The organism is Leifsonia sp. T36S-04, from assembly GCF_042465655.1.
Lineage (GTDB): Bacteria > Actinomycetota > Actinomycetes > Actinomycetales > Microbacteriaceae > Leifsonia.
In genome coordinates this window covers 1,593,468-1,611,793 of the sequence record NZ_CP146286.1, presented here as the reverse complement: position 1 = coordinate 1,611,793, position 18,326 = coordinate 1,593,468, and the positions used below count along the sequence as shown (strand labels likewise).

The following is an 18,326-nucleotide window of genomic DNA, read 5'->3' as shown; positions in this document are numbered from 1 at the left end:
CCCCCCAAGGAGCACCGCAGTGAAACCGAGCAACCTCCCGCAAGACCCGATGATCCGCCAGCTCGTCCAGTCGGCGCGCGCGTCCCAGCTGACGCGTCGCGGCCTCCTCGCCGGCGCGGGAGCCGGCGCGGCAGCCCTGGCCCTGGCCGCCTGCTCCACCGGCGGCGCCTCGAACAAGCCGACCCCCGCCAAGGACCAGTCCGCGTCGGACAAGACCCTGACGTGGGCCAACTGGCAGGCGTACCTCGACCAGGATGACGCGGGCAAGTACCCGACGCTGGAGGCGTTCGAGAAGCAGAGCGGCATCAAGGTCAAGTACGACGTGGCCGTCGATGACAACAACACCTACTACGCCAAGGTGAAGGACCAGCTGGCCCTCGGCAAGGACATCGGCGCCGACACCGTCTGTCTCACCGACTGGATGATCGCGCGCTGGATCCGACTGGGTTATGTCCAGTCGTTCGACGAGTCGGCCATCCCGAACAAGAAGAACCTCGTCGCGAACCTCCGCGATGTCGACTTCGACCCGGGCCGCAAGAAGTCCCTCCCATGGCAGAGCGGGTTCGCCGGCATCTGCTGGAACAAGGAGAAGCTGCCCAACGGCCTGAAGTCGGTCGACGACCTGTGGAAGTCGGACCTCAAGGGCAAGGTCGGTGTGCTGAGCGAGATGCGCGACACCATGGGTCTCATCCTGATGCAGCAGGGCGTCGACATCTCCAAGGAGTTCAGCGACGACGACTTCAACAAGGGCATCGACACGCTCACGAAGCATGTCAACGACGGCCAGATCCGCAACATCAAGGGCAACTCGTACCTTAACGACCTCAAGTCCGGCGACACGCTCGCCGCGATCTGCTGGTCCGGCGACATCACGCAGCTGAACGCCGAGGCCGGCGACAACTGGCAGTTCGCCATCCCGGAGGCCGGCGGCACCCTGTGGAGCGACAACTTCGTCATCCCGATCGGCTCGACCCGCAAGGCGAACGCCGAGAAGCTGATCGACTACTACTACCAGCCGGAGGTCGCGGCGGAGGTCGCAGCGTGGGTGAACTACATCACTCCGGTGCAGGGTGCCAAGGAGGCGGCCACCAAGATCGACCCGGAGCTCGCCGACAACCAGCTTATCTTCCCCGACGAGGAGACGCTCAGCACGGTCAAGGTCTTCCGCACCCTCACGCCCGCCGAGGAGCAGAAGTACCAGGCGGCGTTCCAGAAAGTGATCCTGGGGGCCTGATGGCCAAGGGAGTTTTCGCCGAGTCGGGCGCGGATCTGCGCCTCGAGGGCCTCAAGAAGCGGTTCCCCGGATTCACCGCGATCGAGCAGCTCGACCTCACCATTCCCGCCGGCTCGTTCTTCGCCCTCCTGGGCCCGAGCGGGTGCGGCAAGACGACGACGCTCCGGCTCGTGGCCGGGCTCGAGGAGCCGACCGAGGGCCGCATCCTGATCGGCGGTGAGGATGTGACGCGCACCAAGCCGTTCCAGCGTCCCGTCAACACGGTGTTCCAGAGTTACGCGCTGTTCCCGCACATGACGATCCTCGAGAACGTCGCGTTCGGGCTCCGTCGCCGGCGCATGAGCGACCCGGTCGGCAAGGCCCACGAGGCACTCCGGCTGGTGGAGCTGGACCACCTGGCGGCGCGGCGCCCCGCTCAGCTGTCCGGCGGTCAGCAGCAGCGCGTCGCGCTGGCGCGGGCCGTCGTGAACCGGCCCGCACTGCTCCTGCTGGACGAGCCGCTCGGTGCCCTCGACCTCAAGCTCCGCCGGCAGATGCAGCTGGAGCTGAAGTCCATCCAGACCGAGGTGGGCCTGACCTTCGTGCACGTCACGCACGACCAGGAGGAGGCCATGACCATGGCCGATACCGTTGCGGTCATGAACAAGGGCCGCATCGAGCAGATGGGCTCTCCGGAGGTGCTCTACGAGCTGCCCTCGACCGTGTTCGTCGCGAACTTCCTCGGCCAGTCGAACCTGTTCGCCGGCCCCATCCAGGAGTCAGGAGCGGAGACTCTCGGCGTCGATGTCGGGGGAGAGCGCATCCAGGTGCCGCGTTCGCGCGCCCAGCGCACGAGCGGATTCGTGACCGTCGGCGTCCGCCCGGAGAAGCTGACGCTGCACGCCACGCCTGCGACCATCCCGTCTGGCGCGAACCGGCTCGGCCCGGGGCGCGTGACCGACGTCTCGTTCAGCGGAGTGAGCACCCAGTACCTGGTGGATGTGCGCGGCGTCGGAACGGTCGTCGTCTTCGCGCAGAACACGACGAGCGGCCCGGTCGCAGGCCTTGGCTCGGAAGTCTGGGTCGCGTGGGACGCCGAGCACACGTTCGTGCTCGCCGACGAGCCGCCCGCCGACGGCCGGTTCGAGGACGATGCGGACACCCAGGCCATCGCCGCGCAGGCCAGGGAGCGGATGCTGACGGAGCTGGAGGAGGCGTAATGGCCCTCGCCGCATTCACGGGGGCGCCGCCGACTCAGGATCAGGAGCCCGCGGTCCGCCGCAAGAGCGGTATCGCGCTCGTTCTGCTCCTGCCGGGCATCCTCTACCTCGTCCTGTTCTTCCTCACGCCGCTCGTCTCGCTGATCATCACGTCCTTCCAGGCGCCCGTGGTCGACGGCGACATCGGTCAATATCAGACCGCCTTCCAGTGGCAGAACTACACCGACTCGCTGTCCGAGTACTGGCCGCAGATCCTCCGCTCGTTCGGGTACGCCCTCATCGCGACGGCCGCTGCGCTGGTCATCAGCTACCCGCTCGCCTACTTCATCGGTGTCACGATGCGCGGGCGTCCGCTCGTGCAGAACCTCCTGATGACGCTGGTCATCGCGCCGTTCTTCATCAGCTTCCTGCTGCGGACGCTCGCCTGGAAGGCGCTCCTGAGCGACGACGGGTGGATCGCGAGCTCGCTGAAGGCGGTCTCCATCCTGCCCCCGGACGCCCATATCACCGGCACACCGTTCTCGGTGATCTTCGGCCTGACGTACAACTTCATCCCCTTCATGTGCCTCCCGCTGTACGCGACGCTGGAGCGGCAGGACACGCGCCTCCTGGAGGCGGGGCAGGATCTGTACGCGAGCCCGTGGACGACGTTCCGCAAGGTGACGGTCCCGCTCTCGCTGCCCGGGATCGTCTCCGGGACGCTGCTGACGTTCATCCCGGCGGCGGGCGACTACATCAACGCGTCGCAAGACTTCCTCGGCGCCGCGGACACCTCGATGATGGGTAACGTCATCGAGAGCAACTTCCTGGTGCTGCAGAACTATCCGGCCGCGGCATCCATGTCGGTCATCCTGATGGCGGTCATCCTCGTCATCGTCGGCGCCTATGTGCGCCGTAGCGGAACGGAGGACCTGCTGTGACCACGATGGTGACGCCGACCGACACGACCACACCGCCGAGCGCGACCAAGGGCCGGCGGCGGTACAAGGGGATCGGGCTCGGGGTCTACGCGTTCCTCGCGCTCGCGTTCCTGCTCATCCCGATCGTCTACACGTTCATCTTCTCGTTCAACGACGCGATCAAGAACAACATCGCGTGGCGCGGGTTCACGCTGCGGAACTGGACGAATGTGTGCGACGCGGCGGGCATCTGCGACGCGTTCACGGCCAGCATCACGATCGGCATCATCTCGACGGTGATCGCGACGACGCTGGGGACGATGATCGCGATCGCCCTGATGCGCTACCGTTTCCGGTTCCGGTCGCAGACCAGCCTGCTGCTGTTCCTGCCGATGGCGAGCCCGGAGGTCGTGCTCGGTGCGGGTCTCGCCGCCCAGTTCCTGAGCCTCGGCGTGAACAAGGGGTTCCTGACGATCATCATCGCCCACGTGATGTTCTGCATCAGTTTCGTGGTCGTGACCGTGAAGGCGCGGGTGGCCTCCCTCGACCCGGCGCTGGAGGAGGCCGGTCGGGATCTGTACGGGTCGCCGAACGCCGTGTTCTGGCGGATCACGTTCCCGCTGCTGCTCCCCGGAATCCTGTCGGCGGCGCTGCTGTCGTTCTCGCTCAGCTTCGACGACTTCATCATCACGAACTTCAACGCGGGGGCGGTGACCACGTTCCCGATGTACATCTACATCGCTGCGAGCCGTGGCATCCCGGCCCAGGCGAACGTGATCGCGAGCGCGGTCTTCATCCTCACCCTGCTCGTGGTCCTCATCTCCCAGCTGACCGCCGCGGCTCGCGCCCGCCGCCTCGCGCGCCGCTAACGCCGTCGAGCACAGGAAAAGTGCGCGATTTCGACCTGAAATCGCGCACTTTTCCTGTGCTCGGCGGCTAGTGGGTCAGGTGTAGGAGGCGCGGATCGTGCCTACGGGGGTGCCTCGGCCCAGGACGGTGAGGTCGAGGTGGGGGGTGACGCGGTCGACGGCGTCGTGGGTGAGGGCTCCGGCGTCGGCGAGGAGGCGCAGGGCGACGATGGACGCTGCGCGGAGGCTTCCGTCCAGCATCTTCAGCGTCACCGTGGTGCCGTCGGGCGCCGCCATGACCATGACGCCCTCGGCGCCGCCCTTGGCGAACACACCGAGCTCGTCGATGACGACGGTGTTGGCCCGTCCCGGACCGTCGATCGCCCAGCCATCGGCGAGCACCGCGTTCTTGAGGAGGGCCGCATTGCGGAACAGGGCGAACGGCGATCCGTCCGACGCCGTCGCGATCCGCTGGATGCCGCGGGCGAGCGCGATCAGCGACATGGCGTGGACGGGCGCCCCGCAACCGTCGACGCCGGTCGCGACGACCTTCTCACCGGTCAGCCGCTCGATCGTGTCGCGGATGTGCTGCTGCACGGGATGCGTCGGGTCCAGGTAGCTCTCGGTGGGCCAGCCGTTCACCCGGCAGGCCAGCAGCATGGCGGCGTGCTTGCCGGAGCAGTTCATGTACAGGGGATGCTTGTGCTCACCGGCGCGGACCAGGTCGTCCCGGGCGGCGGTATCGAGCGGCCAGTCGGCCGGGCAATGGAGCGCGTCCTCCGTCAGCTGCGCCTGCGCGAGCAGTTTGCGCACGACGGACAGGTGCGCCGGCGTCCCCGCGTGGCTGGCCGTCGCGAGCACCGCGCTCGCGCCCTCCAGCGGAACCCCGGCCCCCATCACCGCAACGGCCTGGAACGGCTTCATGCTCGAGCGCGGGAACACCGGGCGCTCCGGCGCGCCGAGGGTGCGCACGACCGTGCCGTCCGGCCCGAGCACGACGGCCGAACCGGCGTGCCGCGACTCGACGAACCCGCTTCGCTCGACGACGGCCAGCTCCACCGACTCGTCGACCGAGAAGACTTCAGCTGCCATGGTGGATCCGGCGCTCACAGCGCAGCGATGGCCTCGTCGATGACCGAGACGGCATCGGCGATGAGCTCGTCGGACACGGCGAGGCTCGGCAGGAAGCGGAGGACGTTGCCCCACGTGCCGGCGTTGAGGAACAGGATGCCCTGCTGGGCGGCTGCCGCGACGATCGCGTTGACCGCGTCCGGGTTCGGCTCCTTGGTGGTCCCCGCGGTGCCGGGCTGCACCAGTTCGACGGCGATCATTGCGCCGATGCCGCGCACGTCCCCGATGATGTTGTCGTACTTCTGCTGCAGCTTCTCCAGCGCCGGCTTGAGGGCGTTCTCGATGCGGCGCGCCTGAGCGAGCAGGTCGTTGCGCTCGATCGTCTCGAAGACGGCGATCGCGGCCGCCGCGGCGACGGGGTTGCCGCCGAAGGTGCCGCCGAGGCCGCCCGGCTGGGCCGAGTCCATGATGTCCGCGCGCCCGGTGACCGCGGCCAGCGGCAGGCCACCGGCGATGCCCTTGGCGCTCAGCACGATGTCCGGGACGACCCCGAAGTGCTCGCTCGCGTAGAGGGCGCCGGTGCGCGCCATCCCGCTCTGGATCTCGTCGGCGATGAAGACGACGCCGTTGGCCGTGCACCACTCCTGCAGAGCGCTGAGGTAGCCCTCGGCGGGGACGATGAAGCCGCCCTCGCCCTGGATCGGCTCGGCGACGAGGCAGGCGAGGTCGGACGCGCCGACGACCTTCTCGAGGTACGCGATGGTGCGTGCGGCCGCCTCGGCGCCGCTCAGTCCGTCCCGGTACGGGTAGGAGTTGGGCGCGTGGTAGACGTCGCCGGCGAACGGACCGAAGCCGGTCGCGTACGGCATCGCCTTGTAGTTCATGGCCATCGTGAGGTTGGTGCGGCCGTGGTACGCGTGGTCGAGCACGGCGACGGCGCGGCGGCCGGTGAACTTGCGCGCGATCTTCACGCCGTTCTCGACGGCCTCGGCGCCGGAGTTGACCAGGACGGTCTTCTTCGCATGGTCGCCGGGAGTGTGCTCGGCGAGCAGCTCGGCGACGCGCACGTACTCCTCGTACGGCGTGATGGTGAAGAGCGTGTGGATGACGTCCTGCAGCTGACCGGCGGCGGCCTCCACGACGGCAGCCTCGGTGTGCCCGACGGTGGTCACGCCGATGCCGGCGCCGAAGTCGACGAACTGGTTGCCGTCGACATCGACCAGGATGGCGCCGTTGGCGCGGGCGATGTACACCGGCAGGGCCGAGGAGACGCCGGTCGGCACGACGGCCAGGCGGCGCTGGTGCAGCTCCTGCGACTTGGGGCCGGGGACGGCGGTGACGATACGGCGTTCTTGTGGAACGGAGTAGACGGGCGCGGGGGTGCTCACGGTGTCAGTCATGGTGAATCGAGTCTAGCCGCGGTGCAAGAATCGAAGCATGAAGCTCGAGCACGCGTATGCGATCGACCTGCAGTGGACCGGCAACCGCGGAACGGGCACCAGCGGCTACAAGGACTACGGCCGGGACCACGTGGTGAGCGCCCCGGACAAGCAGCCCATCGAGGGCTCGGCCGACCGGGTGTTCTTCGGCGACCGCGACCGCTGGAACCCGGAGGAGCTGCTGCTCGCCGCGCTGTCCCAGTGCCATCTGCTCAGCTACCTCGCCGAGGCCGCGCGGGCGGGCGTGGTGGTCGTCGGCTACACGGATGCGGCCACCGGCACGATGGAGCAGACCGGGAACGGCGGCGGTCACTTCACCGAGGTGACGCTCCGGCCGCGCGTGACGATCGCCGACCCGTCGCAGAAGGAGCTCGCCGCCTCGCTGCACGGGCCCGCCTCCGAGAAGTGCTTCATCGCCGCCAGCGTCAACTTCCCCGTGCACCACGCCCCGGAGCTGCTCACTCTCGCCTGAGCGTCCGTCCCGTCCGCCCGCCTGCGCCAGATTTGCGCCAAATCGCGCACCCCGGCGGCGCGACTAGAAGCGCTCGGGACGGAACGCGCGCTTCACGCGCTCGACGGTATTCGCGGGCGGTGTCTCGTTGTACGCGTTCGCCAGTTCCTGGCCGGTGAGGCCGTGAATGGCGGACATGATCGTGTCGGTGGCCTGGCGACGCGCCCGCCCCGAGTCGGCGGAGCCGAACCGCGAGACGTCGATCGGCTCGCCGAAGGTCACCGTGATCCGGTACGGCTTCGGGAATTTCGCTCCGACGGGCTGCATGCGGTCGGTGCCGACGAGCCCCACCGGTACGACGACCGCGCCGGTGGTGAGTGCGAGCCAGCCGACGCCGGTGCGTCCTTTGTAGAGGCGCCCGTCGAGGGATCGCGTCCCCTCCGGATACACCGCGAACGCCGCGCCGGTGTCGATGATCCTGCGGGACTGCTCCAGAGCCTCCTGAGCAGCAGCGCCCGCGCCGCGCTTGACGCCGACCGCGCCGATGGCGGTGAAGAAGTCGCGGGAGATGCGTCCCTTCACGCCGGTGCCCTCGAAGTAACTGGATTTCGCCAGGAACTGCACGCGCCGTGGAGCCGTCATCGGGATGACGACGGAATCGATGAACGACAGGTGGTTGCTGGCGAGGATGACCTTGCCGTGCTTCGGCACATTGCGCTTGCCGATGACCCGCGGCCGGTAGACCAGCTTCAGAACGGGAGCCATGAGCGCGCGGCCGAGGAAGTACAGCGGGCCGGGCCTCTGGACCTCGGCGGCATCATCCTCAGCGTCATCGATGCTCACCATACGAGGCTAGGCGGCGGCATATGCCGGATCGGGCATACCGCGGGTCACGGCTGGAGCGGCGAGCCCTGGCGGCATCCGAAGCCGCCCGTGTAGATCAGGCAGCCGTCGACGAACCCGGTGTACCGGACCGCGAGCGGCGAGCCGAACCACGCGCTGTACAGCCGCGAGAAGTTGAGGTTGCCGTAAGCCGAGCACCCGTCGCCCGGCCCCTTCGGCGCCTTCAGCGTCTGCTCGTTCGGCTGGTAGGGCGTGTAGTTGTACAGGTTCGCCGTCGCCTGGTTGAGAATCGTCACCGTGCCCGCCCCGCACGCCGCATCCGGGTGGTACTGGATGCTGTTCCCGCCCACCTTGTAGCGCCAGTCGGCGGGGTGGACGGTGTACTCGCGGAACTGCCACGCCGCCCGGTACACCTGGTTGAAGAACCCGAAATAGCGCGTGTCGCACGCGGCGGTGTCCGGGCAGGCGTAGCCGGTCGCCTTCTGGTACCCGGAGGCGCTCGGCGCCGTGAGCAGCGACTGCTCCTTCTGGAGCAGCACCAGCAGCACGCGCGGACTCACGGTGCAGGCCCGGGCGACCCGGGCGATGATGCTGCTGGCGCGCTCGTTCTTCCGCGAGGGCATGGCGGAGCAGCGATCCTCCGACGCCGGCTGTGCGGGGGAGTCCATGCGGAAATCAGCGAGGCACGGCGACGCGTCCTTGGGATGGCACGACCGGTCGTCGAGGAAGCTCTGGATCTGCCCGGCCGTCATCGCGTCCGGATTGTAGAAGCTGTCGTCGCTGATGATGTAGCCGGGGTAGAACGGCACCGGGGATTCGGCGACGGCCGCGGCCGGCACCAGCGCGAGCCCGGCCGCCACGGCGGAGGCCGCGGCGACCAGGCGCAGGCGGGGGAGCCGCACGGCAGGTCCTAGCGCGTGGTGGAGAGGATGTCGACCACGAAGACGATCGTGTCGGTCCCCTTGATGTCGCCGTTACCCGCGGAACCGTAGCCGTCGGCCGGCGGGATCACGGCGAGCACCTGCGAGCCGACCTTCTGGCCTTCGAGCGCCTTCTTGAAGCCGGCGACGACGCCGGTGGTCTGGAACGAGGCGGGCGTGCCGCGGCTCCAGCTGGCGTCGAAGGTCGAGCCGTCGCGCCACAGGACGCCCTTGTACTGGACCGTGACGGTGTCGCCGGGCTGGACGGTCTCTCCGTCGCCCTGCTTGAGCGTGGCGATCGTGGTCTCGGTCGGCGGCTCGGCGCCCTTCGGGATCGTGATGGTCGGCTCGCCCGTCTTGGCGTTGAGCTTGACCGTCGGGAGTCCGGCCGTCGGAGCGACCGGCTTGCCGGTGGCGCGCGTCGCGGGGACGCTGCGGATGTCGGTGACGATCACGACCGGGTCGGTCTTCTTGACGCCCAGCTGCTGGTACGACTGCCCGAAGGCGCCTTCCGCCGTGGTGGTCAGGACCGCGCGCGAACCCACCGGGAGGCACTCCGCCGCCCGCACGAAACCGGGGAGGAAGGTCTTGTCGTCGATCTTCGCGGTGACGGGGGAGCCCGTGCCGTAGCCCTCGGAGGGAGCGATCGCCTTGCCCGTCGTGCCGTTGTAGGCGGCCAGGCCCAGGCCCAGCGTCTCGCCTGCGGTGGTCTTCTCGCCCTTGCCGGTGATGACCACCGACCGCTCCGTTCCGCTGACCTTGAGCGGCGCCGTGAACTTCACGGTCGGGTCGGTGCCGAAGTCGCCCGACACCTTCACCGACTTGGAGGTGTCGCCCGGCTTCACGTTCTGGCAGGCGCCGGCGGCGGGGGTGGACGTGGAGGACGGCTCGGCCGAGCTGCACGCCGCGAGACCGGCGACGAGGAGGGCCGCGGACGCGGTGGCGGTCAGGGCCTTGAGAGAGGTACGCACGGTCATCAATCCTGCCCTATCCGCCTCCGACGAACCTGACAGCAGGTCATGGGTGGGCTGAAAGCGGCCGCCTACGATGGAGACCATGACCCGTGAATTCTCCGTGCCCCAGTCCCGCCACCTCGTCACCGAGCTGCCCGGCCCGCGCTCGGTCGAACTGCAGCGACGCCGTCTCGCGACGGTGAGCCGCGGAGCGGGCACGCTGGCGAACATCTACATGGAGTCCGGCTCGGGCGCGATCCTCGTGGATGTGGACGGCAACCGGCTCATCGACCTCGGCTGCGGCATCGGCGTCACCACGATCGGTCACGCCCACCCGGCCGTCGCCGCCGCGGCGGCCGAGCAGGCCTCGAAGCTGACCCACACGCTGTTCACCGTGACCCCGTACGAGAACTACGTCGCGGTGGCCGAGAAGCTGGCCGAGATCACCCCAGGAGACTTCGAGAAGCACAGCATCCTGGTGAACTCCGGCGCCGAGGCGGTGGAGAACGCGGTCAAGATCGCCCGCAAGTACACCGGTCGCCGGGCCATCGCCACTCTCGACCACGCCTTCCACGGCCGCACCAACCTCACCATGGCGATGACGTACCGCCCCTGGCCGGAGCGCGCCGGGATGGGACCGTTCCCCGGTGAGATCTACAGCCTCCCGATCAGCTACCCGTTCCGCGACCCCGAGGGGATGACCGGCGAGGAGGCGGCGGAGCGCACGATCGACTACATCCGCACCCACATCGGCGCCACCGAGCTGGCGGCCCTGTTCGTCGAGCCGATCCAGGGCGACGGCGGCATCATCATCCCGGCGCCCGGCTACTTCGCGCGCCTCGCCGAGTTCTGCGCCGAGAACGGCATCGTGTTCGTGGCCGACGAGATCCAGGCCGGAATCGGCCGCACCGGCACGTGGTACTCGATCGAGCACCACGGGGTCGTCCCGGACCTCGTCACGAGCGCCAAGGGGATCGCCGGCGGCTTCCCGCTCGCAGCGGTCACCGGACGGGCCGAGATCATGGACGCGGTCCAGCCCGGCGGGATCGGCGGCACCTTCGGCGGCAACCCGGTCTCGACCGCGGCGGCACTGGCGGTGTTCCAGGCGTTCGAGGACGAGGACCTGCTCGGCGAGGCCCGCCGGGTCGAGAAAGCTCTGTGGGCCCGCATCGGCGACTGGGCCGACCGCTTTCCGGTGGTGGGCGAGGTGCGTGGCAAGGGCGCGATGTTCGGCGTCGAGCTCATCAAGCCGGGCACCAGGACGCCGAACCCGGAGGCTCTGAAGGCGGTGCTGGAGCACGCCACGAGCAACGGGGTCATCCCGCTGGATGCGGGCAGCTGGGACAGCGTCCTGCGCCTGCTCCCGTCGGTCGTCATCAGCGAGGAGCTGATCGACGACGCGGCCACCGTGCTCGAGGAGGCCCTCGGCCGCCTCTCCTGACCGGCGTGCGTACGATGGCCTCGTGCGCAGAGTCATCATCCTCGGGTCCACCGGCTCCATCGGGACGCAGGCCCTCGACGTCATCGCGGCGAACCCCGACCGCTTCCGCGTCGTCGGGCTGAGCGCCGGACGGAACGCCGATGAGCTCGCGGCGCAGGCAGAGCGCTTCGGCGTGGTCGACACCGCCCTCGGCGCGGCCGACTCCGAGCTGCTGGTCCGCTCCGTCGAGGCGGATGTGGTGCTCAACGGCATCACCGGCTCGGTCGGCCTCGGCCCGACCCTTGCGGCCCTCGAGTCCGGTGCGATGCTCGCGCTGGCCAACAAGGAGTCGCTGATCGTCGGCGGCACCCTGGTCAAGCGGGCCGCCGCGCCGGGCCAGATCGTCCCGGTCGACTCCGAGCACTCGGCGATCGCGCAGGCGCTCCGCTCAGGCACCCGGGAGGAGGTCCGTCGTCTCGTCCTCACGGCGTCGGGCGGTCCGTTTCGTGGCCGTTCGCGCGCGTCGCTGAAGGATGTCACCCCGGAGCAGGCGCTCGCGCATCCCACCTGGGACATGGGTCTCGTCGTCACCACGAACTCCTCGACCCTCGTGAACAAGGGGCTGGAGGTCATCGAGGCGCACCTGCTGTTCGACGTGCCCTACGACCGGATCGACGTCACGGTGCATCCGCAGTCCGTCATCCACTCGATGGTCGAGTTCGTCGACGGCTCCACGATCGCCCAGGCGTCGCCTCCGGACATGCGCCTCCCGATCTCGCTCGGGCTCGGCTGGCCCGACCGCGTGCCCGAGGTGGGGACGCCACTCGACTGGACCGCGGCGCACACGTGGACGTTCGAGCCGCTCGACGGCGAGGCGTTCCCGGCTGTGGCACTGGCGAAACGCGTCGGGATGGCGGCGGGGACCTATCCCGCCGTCTTCAATGCGGCGAACGAGCAGGCGGTCGCCGCATTCCACGCCGGAGCGATCGGTTACCTCGACATCCTCGGAACGGTGGAGCGGGTGGTCGACGCGCACGTCCCGTCGGGCGAATTGACGCGCGAGTCGCTGGCCCACGCCGAGCAGTGGGCCCGGGCGAAGGCCGACGCGATCATCCGCGCCGGCTGATCGCTGCACGCTGACAGCCGGCGCATAGGGTTCGCGGAGCCGCTTCGCGGTCCGTTCCAAGGCGCGCACCGCTAGCCTGAACCCGTGGAATCCGTGCTCCTCTTCGTGCTGGGCGTCGTCATCATCCTGATCGGCGTCGCTCTGTCGATCGCGCTGCATGAGATCGGCCACCTCGTCCCGGCCAAGCTGTTCGGCGTCAAGGTCACCCAGTACATGATCGGCTTCGGCAGGACGCTGTTCTCGTTCCGGCGCGGCGAGACCGAGTACGGCGTGAAGGCCATCCCGCTCGGCGGCTACATCTCGATGATCGGGATGTTCCCGCCCGGCAAGGCCGGCGGCCGCGGGCGCAACGCGACGACCGGCTTCATGCAGCAGATGGCTCAGGATGCGCGCACGGCGAGCTCGGAGACGGTCGCGGTCGGCGAGGAGGACCGGACCTTCTACCGGCTCCCGGTCTGGAAGCGCATCGTCATCATGTTCGGCGGCCCGTTCATGAACCTCCTCATCGGCGTGCTCCTGTTCGGCGTGCTGCTGATGGGCTTCGGCGCACCGCAGAGCTCCACCACGGTCGCGTCGGTCAGCCAGTGCGTGCTCCCCGCGACCAGCACGAGCCAGACTTGCCCGGCGGACGCGACGCAGGGTCCTGCGGCCGCGGCAGGGCTGAAGCCGGGCGATACCATCGTCAGCATCGACGGCACGAAGATCTCGTCTTGGGCGCAGTCCACCGCGATCATCCGGAAGGCCGCGGGTCAGACGCTCACGGTGGTGCTCAGCCGGGACGGCGAGCAGCGCACGGTCCAGCTCACGCCGGTGATCAACAAGGTGGCGAAGACCTCCGCCAACGGAACCGTCGTCAAGAACGCCGCCGGCGACATCGAGACGCTCACCGTCGGCTTCGTCGGGATCGGGCCGGTCACGAAACTGGTGCCGCAACCGCCCACCGCCGTTCTTCCCGCCGTGGGCGCCCAGACCGGGGCGGTCGTGAACGTGTTCGTCCACCTCCCGCAGCGGATGGTCGACGTGTGGAACGCGGCGTTCGGCTCCGCCCCGCGCGATCCCAACGGCCCGATCAGCGTGGTCGGGATCGGCCGAGCCGCCGGCGAGCTGACGGCGCTCGACGGGGTTCCCGCAGTGGACAAGGTCTACACGATGATCGGGATGCTCGCCTCGCTGAACATCGCCCTGTTCGTGTTCAACCTCGTCCCGCTGCTGCCGCTCGACGGCGGACACATCGCCGGCGCGCTCTGGGAGGGTCTGCGACGCACGACCGCGAAGATCTTCCGGCGGCGCGACCCGGGTCCCGTCGACATGGCGAAGCTCATGCCGCTCACGTTCGCTGTCGTGATCCTGCTGGGCGGGATGAGCGTGCTGCTGATGTACGCGGACATCGTGAAGCCGGTCAATCTGTTCGGATAGTGCACGTGCGGCCGGCCTGCGGCCAGTACCCAGCCGCCTCCCACGCAGCCGCGTAGGATTGGGGACGTGGCAGCAATCAATCTGGGGATGCCCAAGGTCCCCGAAACTCTCGCCCCCCGTCGCAAGTCCCGCCAGATCCGTGTGGGCAAGGTGCTGGTCGGTGGCGACGCACCCGTCAGCGTCCAGTCGATGACCACGACACCGACCACGAACATCAACGCCACGCTGCAGCAGATCGCCGAGCTGACCGCCTCCGGCTGCGACATCGTCCGCGTCGCCGTCCCGAGCCGGGACGACGCGGAGGCGCTCCCGATCATCGCCAAGAAGAGCCAGATCCCGGTGATCGCCGACATCCACTTCCAGCCGAACTACGTCTACGCGGCGATCGACGCCGGGTGTGCGGCAGTGCGCGTGAACCCCGGCAACATCCGCAAATTCGACGACCAGGTCGCCGAGATCGCCCGGCGTGCGAAGGCGGCCGATGTCTCCCTGCGGATCGGCGTCAACGCGGGCTCGCTCGACCGCCGCCTGCTCGAGAAGTACGGCAAGGCGACGCCGGAAGCCCTCGTCGAGTCTGCGGTGTGGGAGGCCAGCCTGTTCGAGGAGCACGACTTCCACGACTTCAAGATCTCCGTCAAGCACAACGACCCGGTCGTGATGGTGAAGGCGTACCGGATGCTCGCAGAGCGCGGCGACTGGCCGCTCCACCTCGGTGTGACGGAGGCCGGCCCCGCGTTCCAGGGCACGATCAAGTCGGCGACCGCGTTCGGCATCCTGCTCGGTGAGGGGATCGGCGACACCATCCGCGTCTCGCTGTCCGCTCCGCCGGCCGAAGAAGTGAAGGTCGGCCTGCAGATCCTGCAGTCGCTGAACCTCCGCGAGCGCAAGCTCGAGATCGTCTCCTGCCCGAGCTGCGGGCGGGCGCAGGTCGACGTCTACTCGCTGGCCGACAGCGTGACCGAGGGCCTGCAGGGCATGAGCGTCCCGCTTCGCGTCGCGGTCATGGGCTGCGTCGTGAACGGCCCGGGCGAGGCCCGCGAGGCCGACCTCGGCGTCGCGAGCGGCAACGGCAAGGGCCAGATCTTCGTCAAGGGCGAGGTCATCAAGACGGTTCCGGAGTCGGAGATCGTCGCGACGCTGATCGCCGAGGCGAACCGCCTGGCCGAAGAGATGGGCGACACCACGTCCGGCGAGCCGTCGGTCACCGTCGGCGCGCACTGACCCCGGTCGGCCGGTTCCTCCTCAGGGACCGACCGGTTCGAAGGCGACGCGCCCGGTCTGGATGTCGGCGGCGGTCACCCGCAGGCGCACGCGGTCGCCGGGGCTGACCCCGTCGGCCCGCGGCGCCGACGCGCTCACCGCCGGATCGTCGAGCTGGACGAGCACGGTTCCGTTGCGTACGGCCAGCACCGTCGCGTCGAGCTCGACGCCGATCCGGGAGCTGAGCAGCGCTGCCTCCACCCGATCCACGGCTCCCGCATCCACCTGGGCCGCGAGCCGGGACGACGCCCCCATGATCGACGGGAGCTCGCCGAGCGAGTCCCGCGCCCAGGCGGGGACCGGCCGCCGTCCGGCGCACAGGGCCTCGCAGATGACGAGCGCCCAGCGGTCGGCGAGGCGGCGGAGCGGCGCGGTGACGTGCGCGTACGGCGCCGCGATCGCGGCCTGCTGCGGGTCTTCGGGCACCGTGCCGTCAAAGACGACGTAGCCGGCGCCCCGGAACAGCGCGGTGGCCGCCTGCAGCACGGCCGCGGCCCGCGGGTGGGCCGGGTCGAGCGTCCGCAGGTATTCGCCGTAGGGCATCGTCTCGCTCCAGGGGAGCCCGAGCGCGACCGTCTGCGTCCGGAACGCGGTGAACGCGTCGTCGCTCGGAGCGGGCATGGTGCGCAGGATGCCGATCCGAGCCTCCAGCATCAGGCTCGCCGCGGCCATGCCGGCGAGGAGCGAGAGCTGGGCGTTCCACTCCTCCACGGGGAGGGAGGCCCGTCGTTCGAGAGCGTAGGTGCCGTCCCGGACGACCACTTCTTCGTCCGGCGTGTTGAGGCTCGCGCCCCCGCGTTCCCGCTCGCACGCGATGCGCGCAGGGCCGACCTCGCGCAACAGGGCGAGCTCGGGCGGCGCGGACCCGTCGTCGAGCGCGGCCTGGGCCTCGGCGCAGCTCCACTGGCGGCGAGACCGGATGCGCGCACGCGTCACCCGCGCGGCGGTCTGGCGACCGCCGGCGTCGAGCGTGATGTCCCAGACGAACGCGCCCCGCACCACGCCCGGCAGCAGCGAGCCCGCGTTCTCGCCGATGGCAGCAGGGTGCAGCGGGACGCGGCCATCCGGCGCGTAGATCGTCTGGCCGCGGCGCCGCGCCTCTCCGTCGACGGCGCCGCCCGGCGTCACGAGCGCCGGAACGTCGGCGATCGCGTACAGCACGCGGAAGCCGTCCGGGGTGCGCGAGAGGTGGAGGGCCTGGTCGAGGTCGGTGGATCCCGCCGGATCGATGGTCAGGAACGGCACATCCGTGAGGTCCGCCTCGGGCAGCGGCGGTCGGGAGGCAATAGCCTCCGCCTCAGCCTCGACCTCCGGGGGGAAGCCGTCCGGCAGGTTCAGTTCGCGGCGAAGCGCCGCCAGGGAGGCAGCCAGGGGCGCAGCGGCGGGGGAGTCGGAGACGCGGGTCCGGCGGTCGGCCATGCCGCCCACCCTAGCCCCGGCCCATTAACATGGAACGGTGCCTACTCGCTTGAGCAACTACTTCCTCCGCACCCTTCGTGAAGACCCCTCCGACGCCGAGGTCACCAGCCACCGCCTGCTGGTCCGCGCCGGTTACATCCGGCGCCAGGCTCCGGGCATCTTCGCGTGGCTGCCGCTGGGGCTACGGGTCAAACAGAAGATCGAACGGATCATCCGCGAAGAGATGGCCGCCGCAGGAGCGCACGAGGTGCACTTCCCCGCGCTGCTTCCTCGGGAGCCGTACGAGGTGACGGGCCGCTGGGACGAGTACGGCGAGGGACTCTTCCGCCTGCAGGACCGCAAGGGCGCCGACTACCTCCTCGCGCCCACGCACGAGGAGGTCTTCACGCTGCTCGTGAAAGATCTGTACTCGTCGTACAAGGACCTTCCGCTGACCATCTTCCAGATCCAGGACAAGTACCGCGACGAGGCTCGTCCGCGTGCCGGACTCCTCCGCGGCCGCGAGTTCACGATGAAGGACGCGTACTCGTTCGACTACACGGACGCAGGACTCGAGGCGAGCTACATGGCGCAGCGCGACGCCTACGAGCGGATCTTCACGCGGCTCGGGCTGTCCTACGTCATCGTCCAAGCCGACGCCGGGGCGATGGGAGGGTCGCGGTCGGAGGAGTTCCTCCACCCGACTCCTGTCGGAGAGGACACCTTCGTCCGCTCGCCCGGCGGGTATGCGGCGAACGTGGAGGCGTTCACCACGACCCCTCCGCCCGCGCGCTCCTACGAGAAGCTCACCCCGCCCGAGGTGCTCGACACGCCGGGCTCGCCGACCATCCAGTCGCTCGTCGACGTCGCGAACGAAAAGCACCCGCGTCCGGACGGGCGCGCCTGGACCGCTGCCGACACGCTGAAGAACGTGGTCCTCGCGCTGACGCAGCTCGACGGCACCCGCGAGCTGGTCATCGTCGGCCTGCCCGGTGACCGCGAGGTCGACATGAAGCGCGCCGAGGTCGCTTTCGCCCCCGCCGAGGTGGAGGCCGCAGGCGACACCGACTTCGCGAAGCACCCTGGACTCGTCAAGGGTTACATCGGGCCGTGGTCGCCCGAGGGAGCGGTGCTCGGCGAGACGTCCGCGACGGGCATCCGCTACCTGGTCGACCCGCGGGTCGTCGACGGCTCGGGCTGGATCACCGGTGCGAACGTCGAGGGCAAGCACGTCTTCGGCCTGGTCGCCGGCCGCGATTTCACCTGGGACGGCGTCGTGGAGACCGCCGAGGTGAAGCCCGGCGACGAGGCACCCGACGGGTCGGGCCCGGTGGAGCTCGCGCGCGGCATGGAGATCGGGCACGTCTTCCAGCTCGGCCGCAAGTACGCGGATGCTCTCGGGCTCAAGGTCCTCGACGAGAACGGCAAGCTGGTCACCGTCACGATGGGCTCGTACGGCATCGGCGTCACGCGCATCCTGGCGATCATCGCGGAGGAGAACAACGACGACCGTGGTCTCGTCTGGCCGGAATCCGTCGCGCCCTTCGACGTCCACGTCGTCGCCGCCGGTCGCGATGCGATCGCCTACGAGGTTGCCGAGGAGATCGTGGCGCAGCTAGAAGACGCCCGTCTCGATGTGCTGTACGACGACCGCCCGAAGGTGTCGCCCGGCGTCAAGTTCGGCGATGCCGAGCTGATCGGTGTTCCGCGTGTCCTGGTGGTGGGCCGCGGTGCCGCCGACGGCGAGGTCGAGCTGTGGAACCGGCGCACCGGCGACCGGCGGACGCTTCCGAGCGCCGAGGCGATCGCCGAGCTGACCGCCTGACCGCAAGCGGGCAGACGCCTCGCC

At 69.5% G+C, this 18,326-nt stretch carries 16 protein-coding genes; 10 read left to right on the top strand and 6 right to left on the bottom strand.

From position 1 onward, the window contains the following. Nucleotides 1–19: 19 nt before the first annotated feature. The 4 genes from P3F85_RS07850 to P3F85_RS07835 are packed head-to-tail and all read left to right on the top strand — an operon-like array spanning nt 20 to nt 4,201. A complete protein-coding gene (locus P3F85_RS07850; protein ID WP_374010678.1) occupies nt 20–1,234 on the top strand; it encodes a PotD/PotF family extracellular solute-binding protein in 1,215 nt (404 codons plus the stop codon). Next, nucleotides 1,234–2,433, top strand: coding sequence for an ABC transporter ATP-binding protein (locus P3F85_RS07845; RefSeq protein ID WP_374010677.1), 1,200 nt, complete (start codon nt 1,234–1,236; stop codon nt 2,431–2,433). The genes P3F85_RS07850 and P3F85_RS07845 overlap by 1 nt, the downstream gene beginning before the upstream one ends. Further along, nucleotides 2,433–3,353 carry an ABC transporter permease gene (locus tag P3F85_RS07840; RefSeq protein ID WP_374010676.1) on the top strand — a complete coding sequence of 307 codons (921 nt, stop codon included), beginning with the start codon at nt 2,433–2,435 and terminating at the stop codon, nt 3,351–3,353. Before P3F85_RS07845 ends, P3F85_RS07840 begins: the two co-directional genes overlap by 1 nt. After that, nucleotides 3,350–4,201, top strand: coding sequence for an ABC transporter permease (locus P3F85_RS07835; protein WP_374010675.1), 852 nt, complete (start codon nt 3,350–3,352; stop codon nt 4,199–4,201). The genes P3F85_RS07840 and P3F85_RS07835 overlap by 4 nt, the downstream gene beginning before the upstream one ends. Before the next feature lie 75 nt (nt 4,202–4,276). On the opposite strand, the gene P3F85_RS07830 is transcribed toward P3F85_RS07835, so the two are convergent. Next, entirely contained in the window at nt 4,277–5,272 is a 996-nt protein-coding gene (locus P3F85_RS07830; RefSeq protein ID WP_374010674.1) for an asparaginase, read from the bottom strand. Nucleotides 5,273–5,286: 14 nt separating this feature from the next. Then, entirely contained in the window at nt 5,287–6,651 is a 1,365-nt protein-coding gene (gabT, locus tag P3F85_RS07825) for a 4-aminobutyrate--2-oxoglutarate transaminase (protein WP_374010673.1), read from the bottom strand. Between the two features lie 37 nt (nt 6,652–6,688). Between gabT and P3F85_RS07820 the strand changes: the two genes are divergently transcribed. Next, on the top strand, nt 6,689–7,162 hold the full coding sequence (locus P3F85_RS07820; RefSeq protein WP_374010672.1) for an OsmC family protein: 474 nt from the start codon (nt 6,689–6,691) through the stop codon (nt 7,160–7,162). A 63-nt stretch (nt 7,163–7,225) separates the two neighbouring features. On the opposite strand, the gene P3F85_RS07815 is transcribed toward P3F85_RS07820, so the two are convergent. The 3 genes from P3F85_RS07815 to P3F85_RS07805 are packed head-to-tail and all read right to left on the bottom strand — an operon-like array spanning nt 7,226 to nt 9,881. After that, nucleotides 7,226–7,987 carry a lysophospholipid acyltransferase family protein gene (locus tag P3F85_RS07815; protein WP_374010671.1) on the bottom strand — a complete coding sequence of 254 codons (762 nt, stop codon included), beginning with the start codon at nt 7,985–7,987 and terminating at the stop codon, nt 7,226–7,228. A 44-nt stretch (nt 7,988–8,031) separates the two neighbouring features. Continuing rightward, nucleotides 8,032–8,886, bottom strand: coding sequence for a hypothetical protein (locus P3F85_RS07810; protein WP_374010670.1), 855 nt, complete (start codon nt 8,884–8,886; stop codon nt 8,032–8,034). 8 nt (nt 8,887–8,894) lie between these two features. Continuing rightward, nucleotides 8,895–9,881 carry an FKBP-type peptidyl-prolyl cis-trans isomerase gene (locus P3F85_RS07805; RefSeq protein WP_374010669.1) on the bottom strand — a complete coding sequence of 329 codons (987 nt, stop codon included), beginning with the start codon at nt 9,879–9,881 and terminating at the stop codon, nt 8,895–8,897. 70 nt (nt 9,882–9,951) lie between these two features. Between P3F85_RS07805 and P3F85_RS07800 the strand changes: the two genes are divergently transcribed. The 4 genes from P3F85_RS07800 to ispG all read left to right on the top strand — a co-directional run bounded on the left by P3F85_RS07800 (nt 9,952) and on the right by ispG (nt 15,040). Continuing rightward, a complete protein-coding gene (locus P3F85_RS07800; protein ID WP_374010668.1) occupies nt 9,952–11,298 on the top strand; it encodes an aminotransferase class III-fold pyridoxal phosphate-dependent enzyme in 1,347 nt (448 codons plus the stop codon). Between the two features lie 22 nt (nt 11,299–11,320). After that, nucleotides 11,321–12,403, top strand: a complete 1,083-nt coding sequence (locus P3F85_RS07795) for a 1-deoxy-D-xylulose-5-phosphate reductoisomerase (protein WP_374010667.1) — start codon at nt 11,321–11,323, stop codon at nt 12,401–12,403. Nucleotides 12,404–12,487: 84 nt separating this feature from the next. Continuing rightward, nucleotides 12,488–13,819 (top strand): RIP metalloprotease, encoded by a 1,332-nt coding sequence (locus P3F85_RS07790; RefSeq protein WP_374010666.1) that lies wholly within the window; start codon nt 12,488–12,490, stop codon nt 13,817–13,819. A gap of 87 nt (nt 13,820–13,906) precedes the next feature. Next, the gene (gene ispG, locus P3F85_RS07785) at nt 13,907–15,040 is read left to right on the top strand and encodes a flavodoxin-dependent (E)-4-hydroxy-3-methylbut-2-enyl-diphosphate synthase (RefSeq protein ID WP_374010896.1); all 1,134 of its coding nucleotides are present in this window, start codon (nt 13,907–13,909) and stop codon (nt 15,038–15,040) included. A 21-nt stretch (nt 15,041–15,061) separates the two neighbouring features. On the opposite strand, the gene P3F85_RS07780 is transcribed toward ispG, so the two are convergent. Then, the gene (locus tag P3F85_RS07780; protein WP_374010665.1) at nt 15,062–16,498 is read right to left on the bottom strand and encodes an RNB domain-containing ribonuclease; all 1,437 of its coding nucleotides are present in this window, start codon (nt 16,496–16,498) and stop codon (nt 15,062–15,064) included. Nucleotides 16,499–16,535: 37 nt separating this feature from the next. Here P3F85_RS07780 and P3F85_RS07775 point away from each other — a divergent pair, with 37 nt between their 5' ends. Then, nucleotides 16,536–18,302 (top strand): proline--tRNA ligase, encoded by a 1,767-nt coding sequence (locus tag P3F85_RS07775; protein WP_374010664.1) that lies wholly within the window; start codon nt 16,536–16,538, stop codon nt 18,300–18,302. Nucleotides 18,303–18,326 lie beyond the last annotated feature (24 nt).

What these genes read in the sequence shown, in the direction of transcription:
- P3F85_RS07845 (WP_374010677.1), top strand. Translation starts at nt 1,234, where the DNA reads ATGGCCAAGGGAGTTTTCGCCGAGTCGGGCGCGGATCTGCGCCTCGAG.
- P3F85_RS07840 (WP_374010676.1), top strand. Translation starts at nt 2,433, where the DNA reads ATGGCCCTCGCCGCATTCACGGGGGCGCCGCCGACTCAGGATCAGGAG.
- P3F85_RS07830 (WP_374010674.1), bottom strand. Translation starts at nt 5,272, where the DNA reads ATGGCAGCTGAAGTCTTCTCGGTCGACGAGTCGGTGGAGCTGGCCGTC.
- gabT (WP_374010673.1), bottom strand. Translation starts at nt 6,651, where the DNA reads ATGACTGACACCGTGAGCACCCCCGCGCCCGTCTACTCCGTTCCACAA.
- P3F85_RS07820 (WP_374010672.1), top strand. Translation starts at nt 6,689, where the DNA reads ATGAAGCTCGAGCACGCGTATGCGATCGACCTGCAGTGGACCGGCAAC.
- P3F85_RS07815 (WP_374010671.1), bottom strand. Translation starts at nt 7,987, where the DNA reads ATGGTGAGCATCGATGACGCTGAGGATGATGCCGCCGAGGTCCAGAGG.
- P3F85_RS07805 (WP_374010669.1), bottom strand. Translation starts at nt 9,881, where the DNA reads ATGACCGTGCGTACCTCTCTCAAGGCCCTGACCGCCACCGCGTCCGCG.
- P3F85_RS07800 (WP_374010668.1), top strand. Translation starts at nt 9,952, where the DNA reads ATGGAGACCATGACCCGTGAATTCTCCGTGCCCCAGTCCCGCCACCTC.
- ispG (WP_374010896.1), top strand. Translation starts at nt 13,907, where the DNA reads ATGCCCAAGGTCCCCGAAACTCTCGCCCCCCGTCGCAAGTCCCGCCAG.
- P3F85_RS07780 (WP_374010665.1), bottom strand. Translation starts at nt 16,498, where the DNA reads ATGGCCGACCGCCGGACCCGCGTCTCCGACTCCCCCGCCGCTGCGCCC.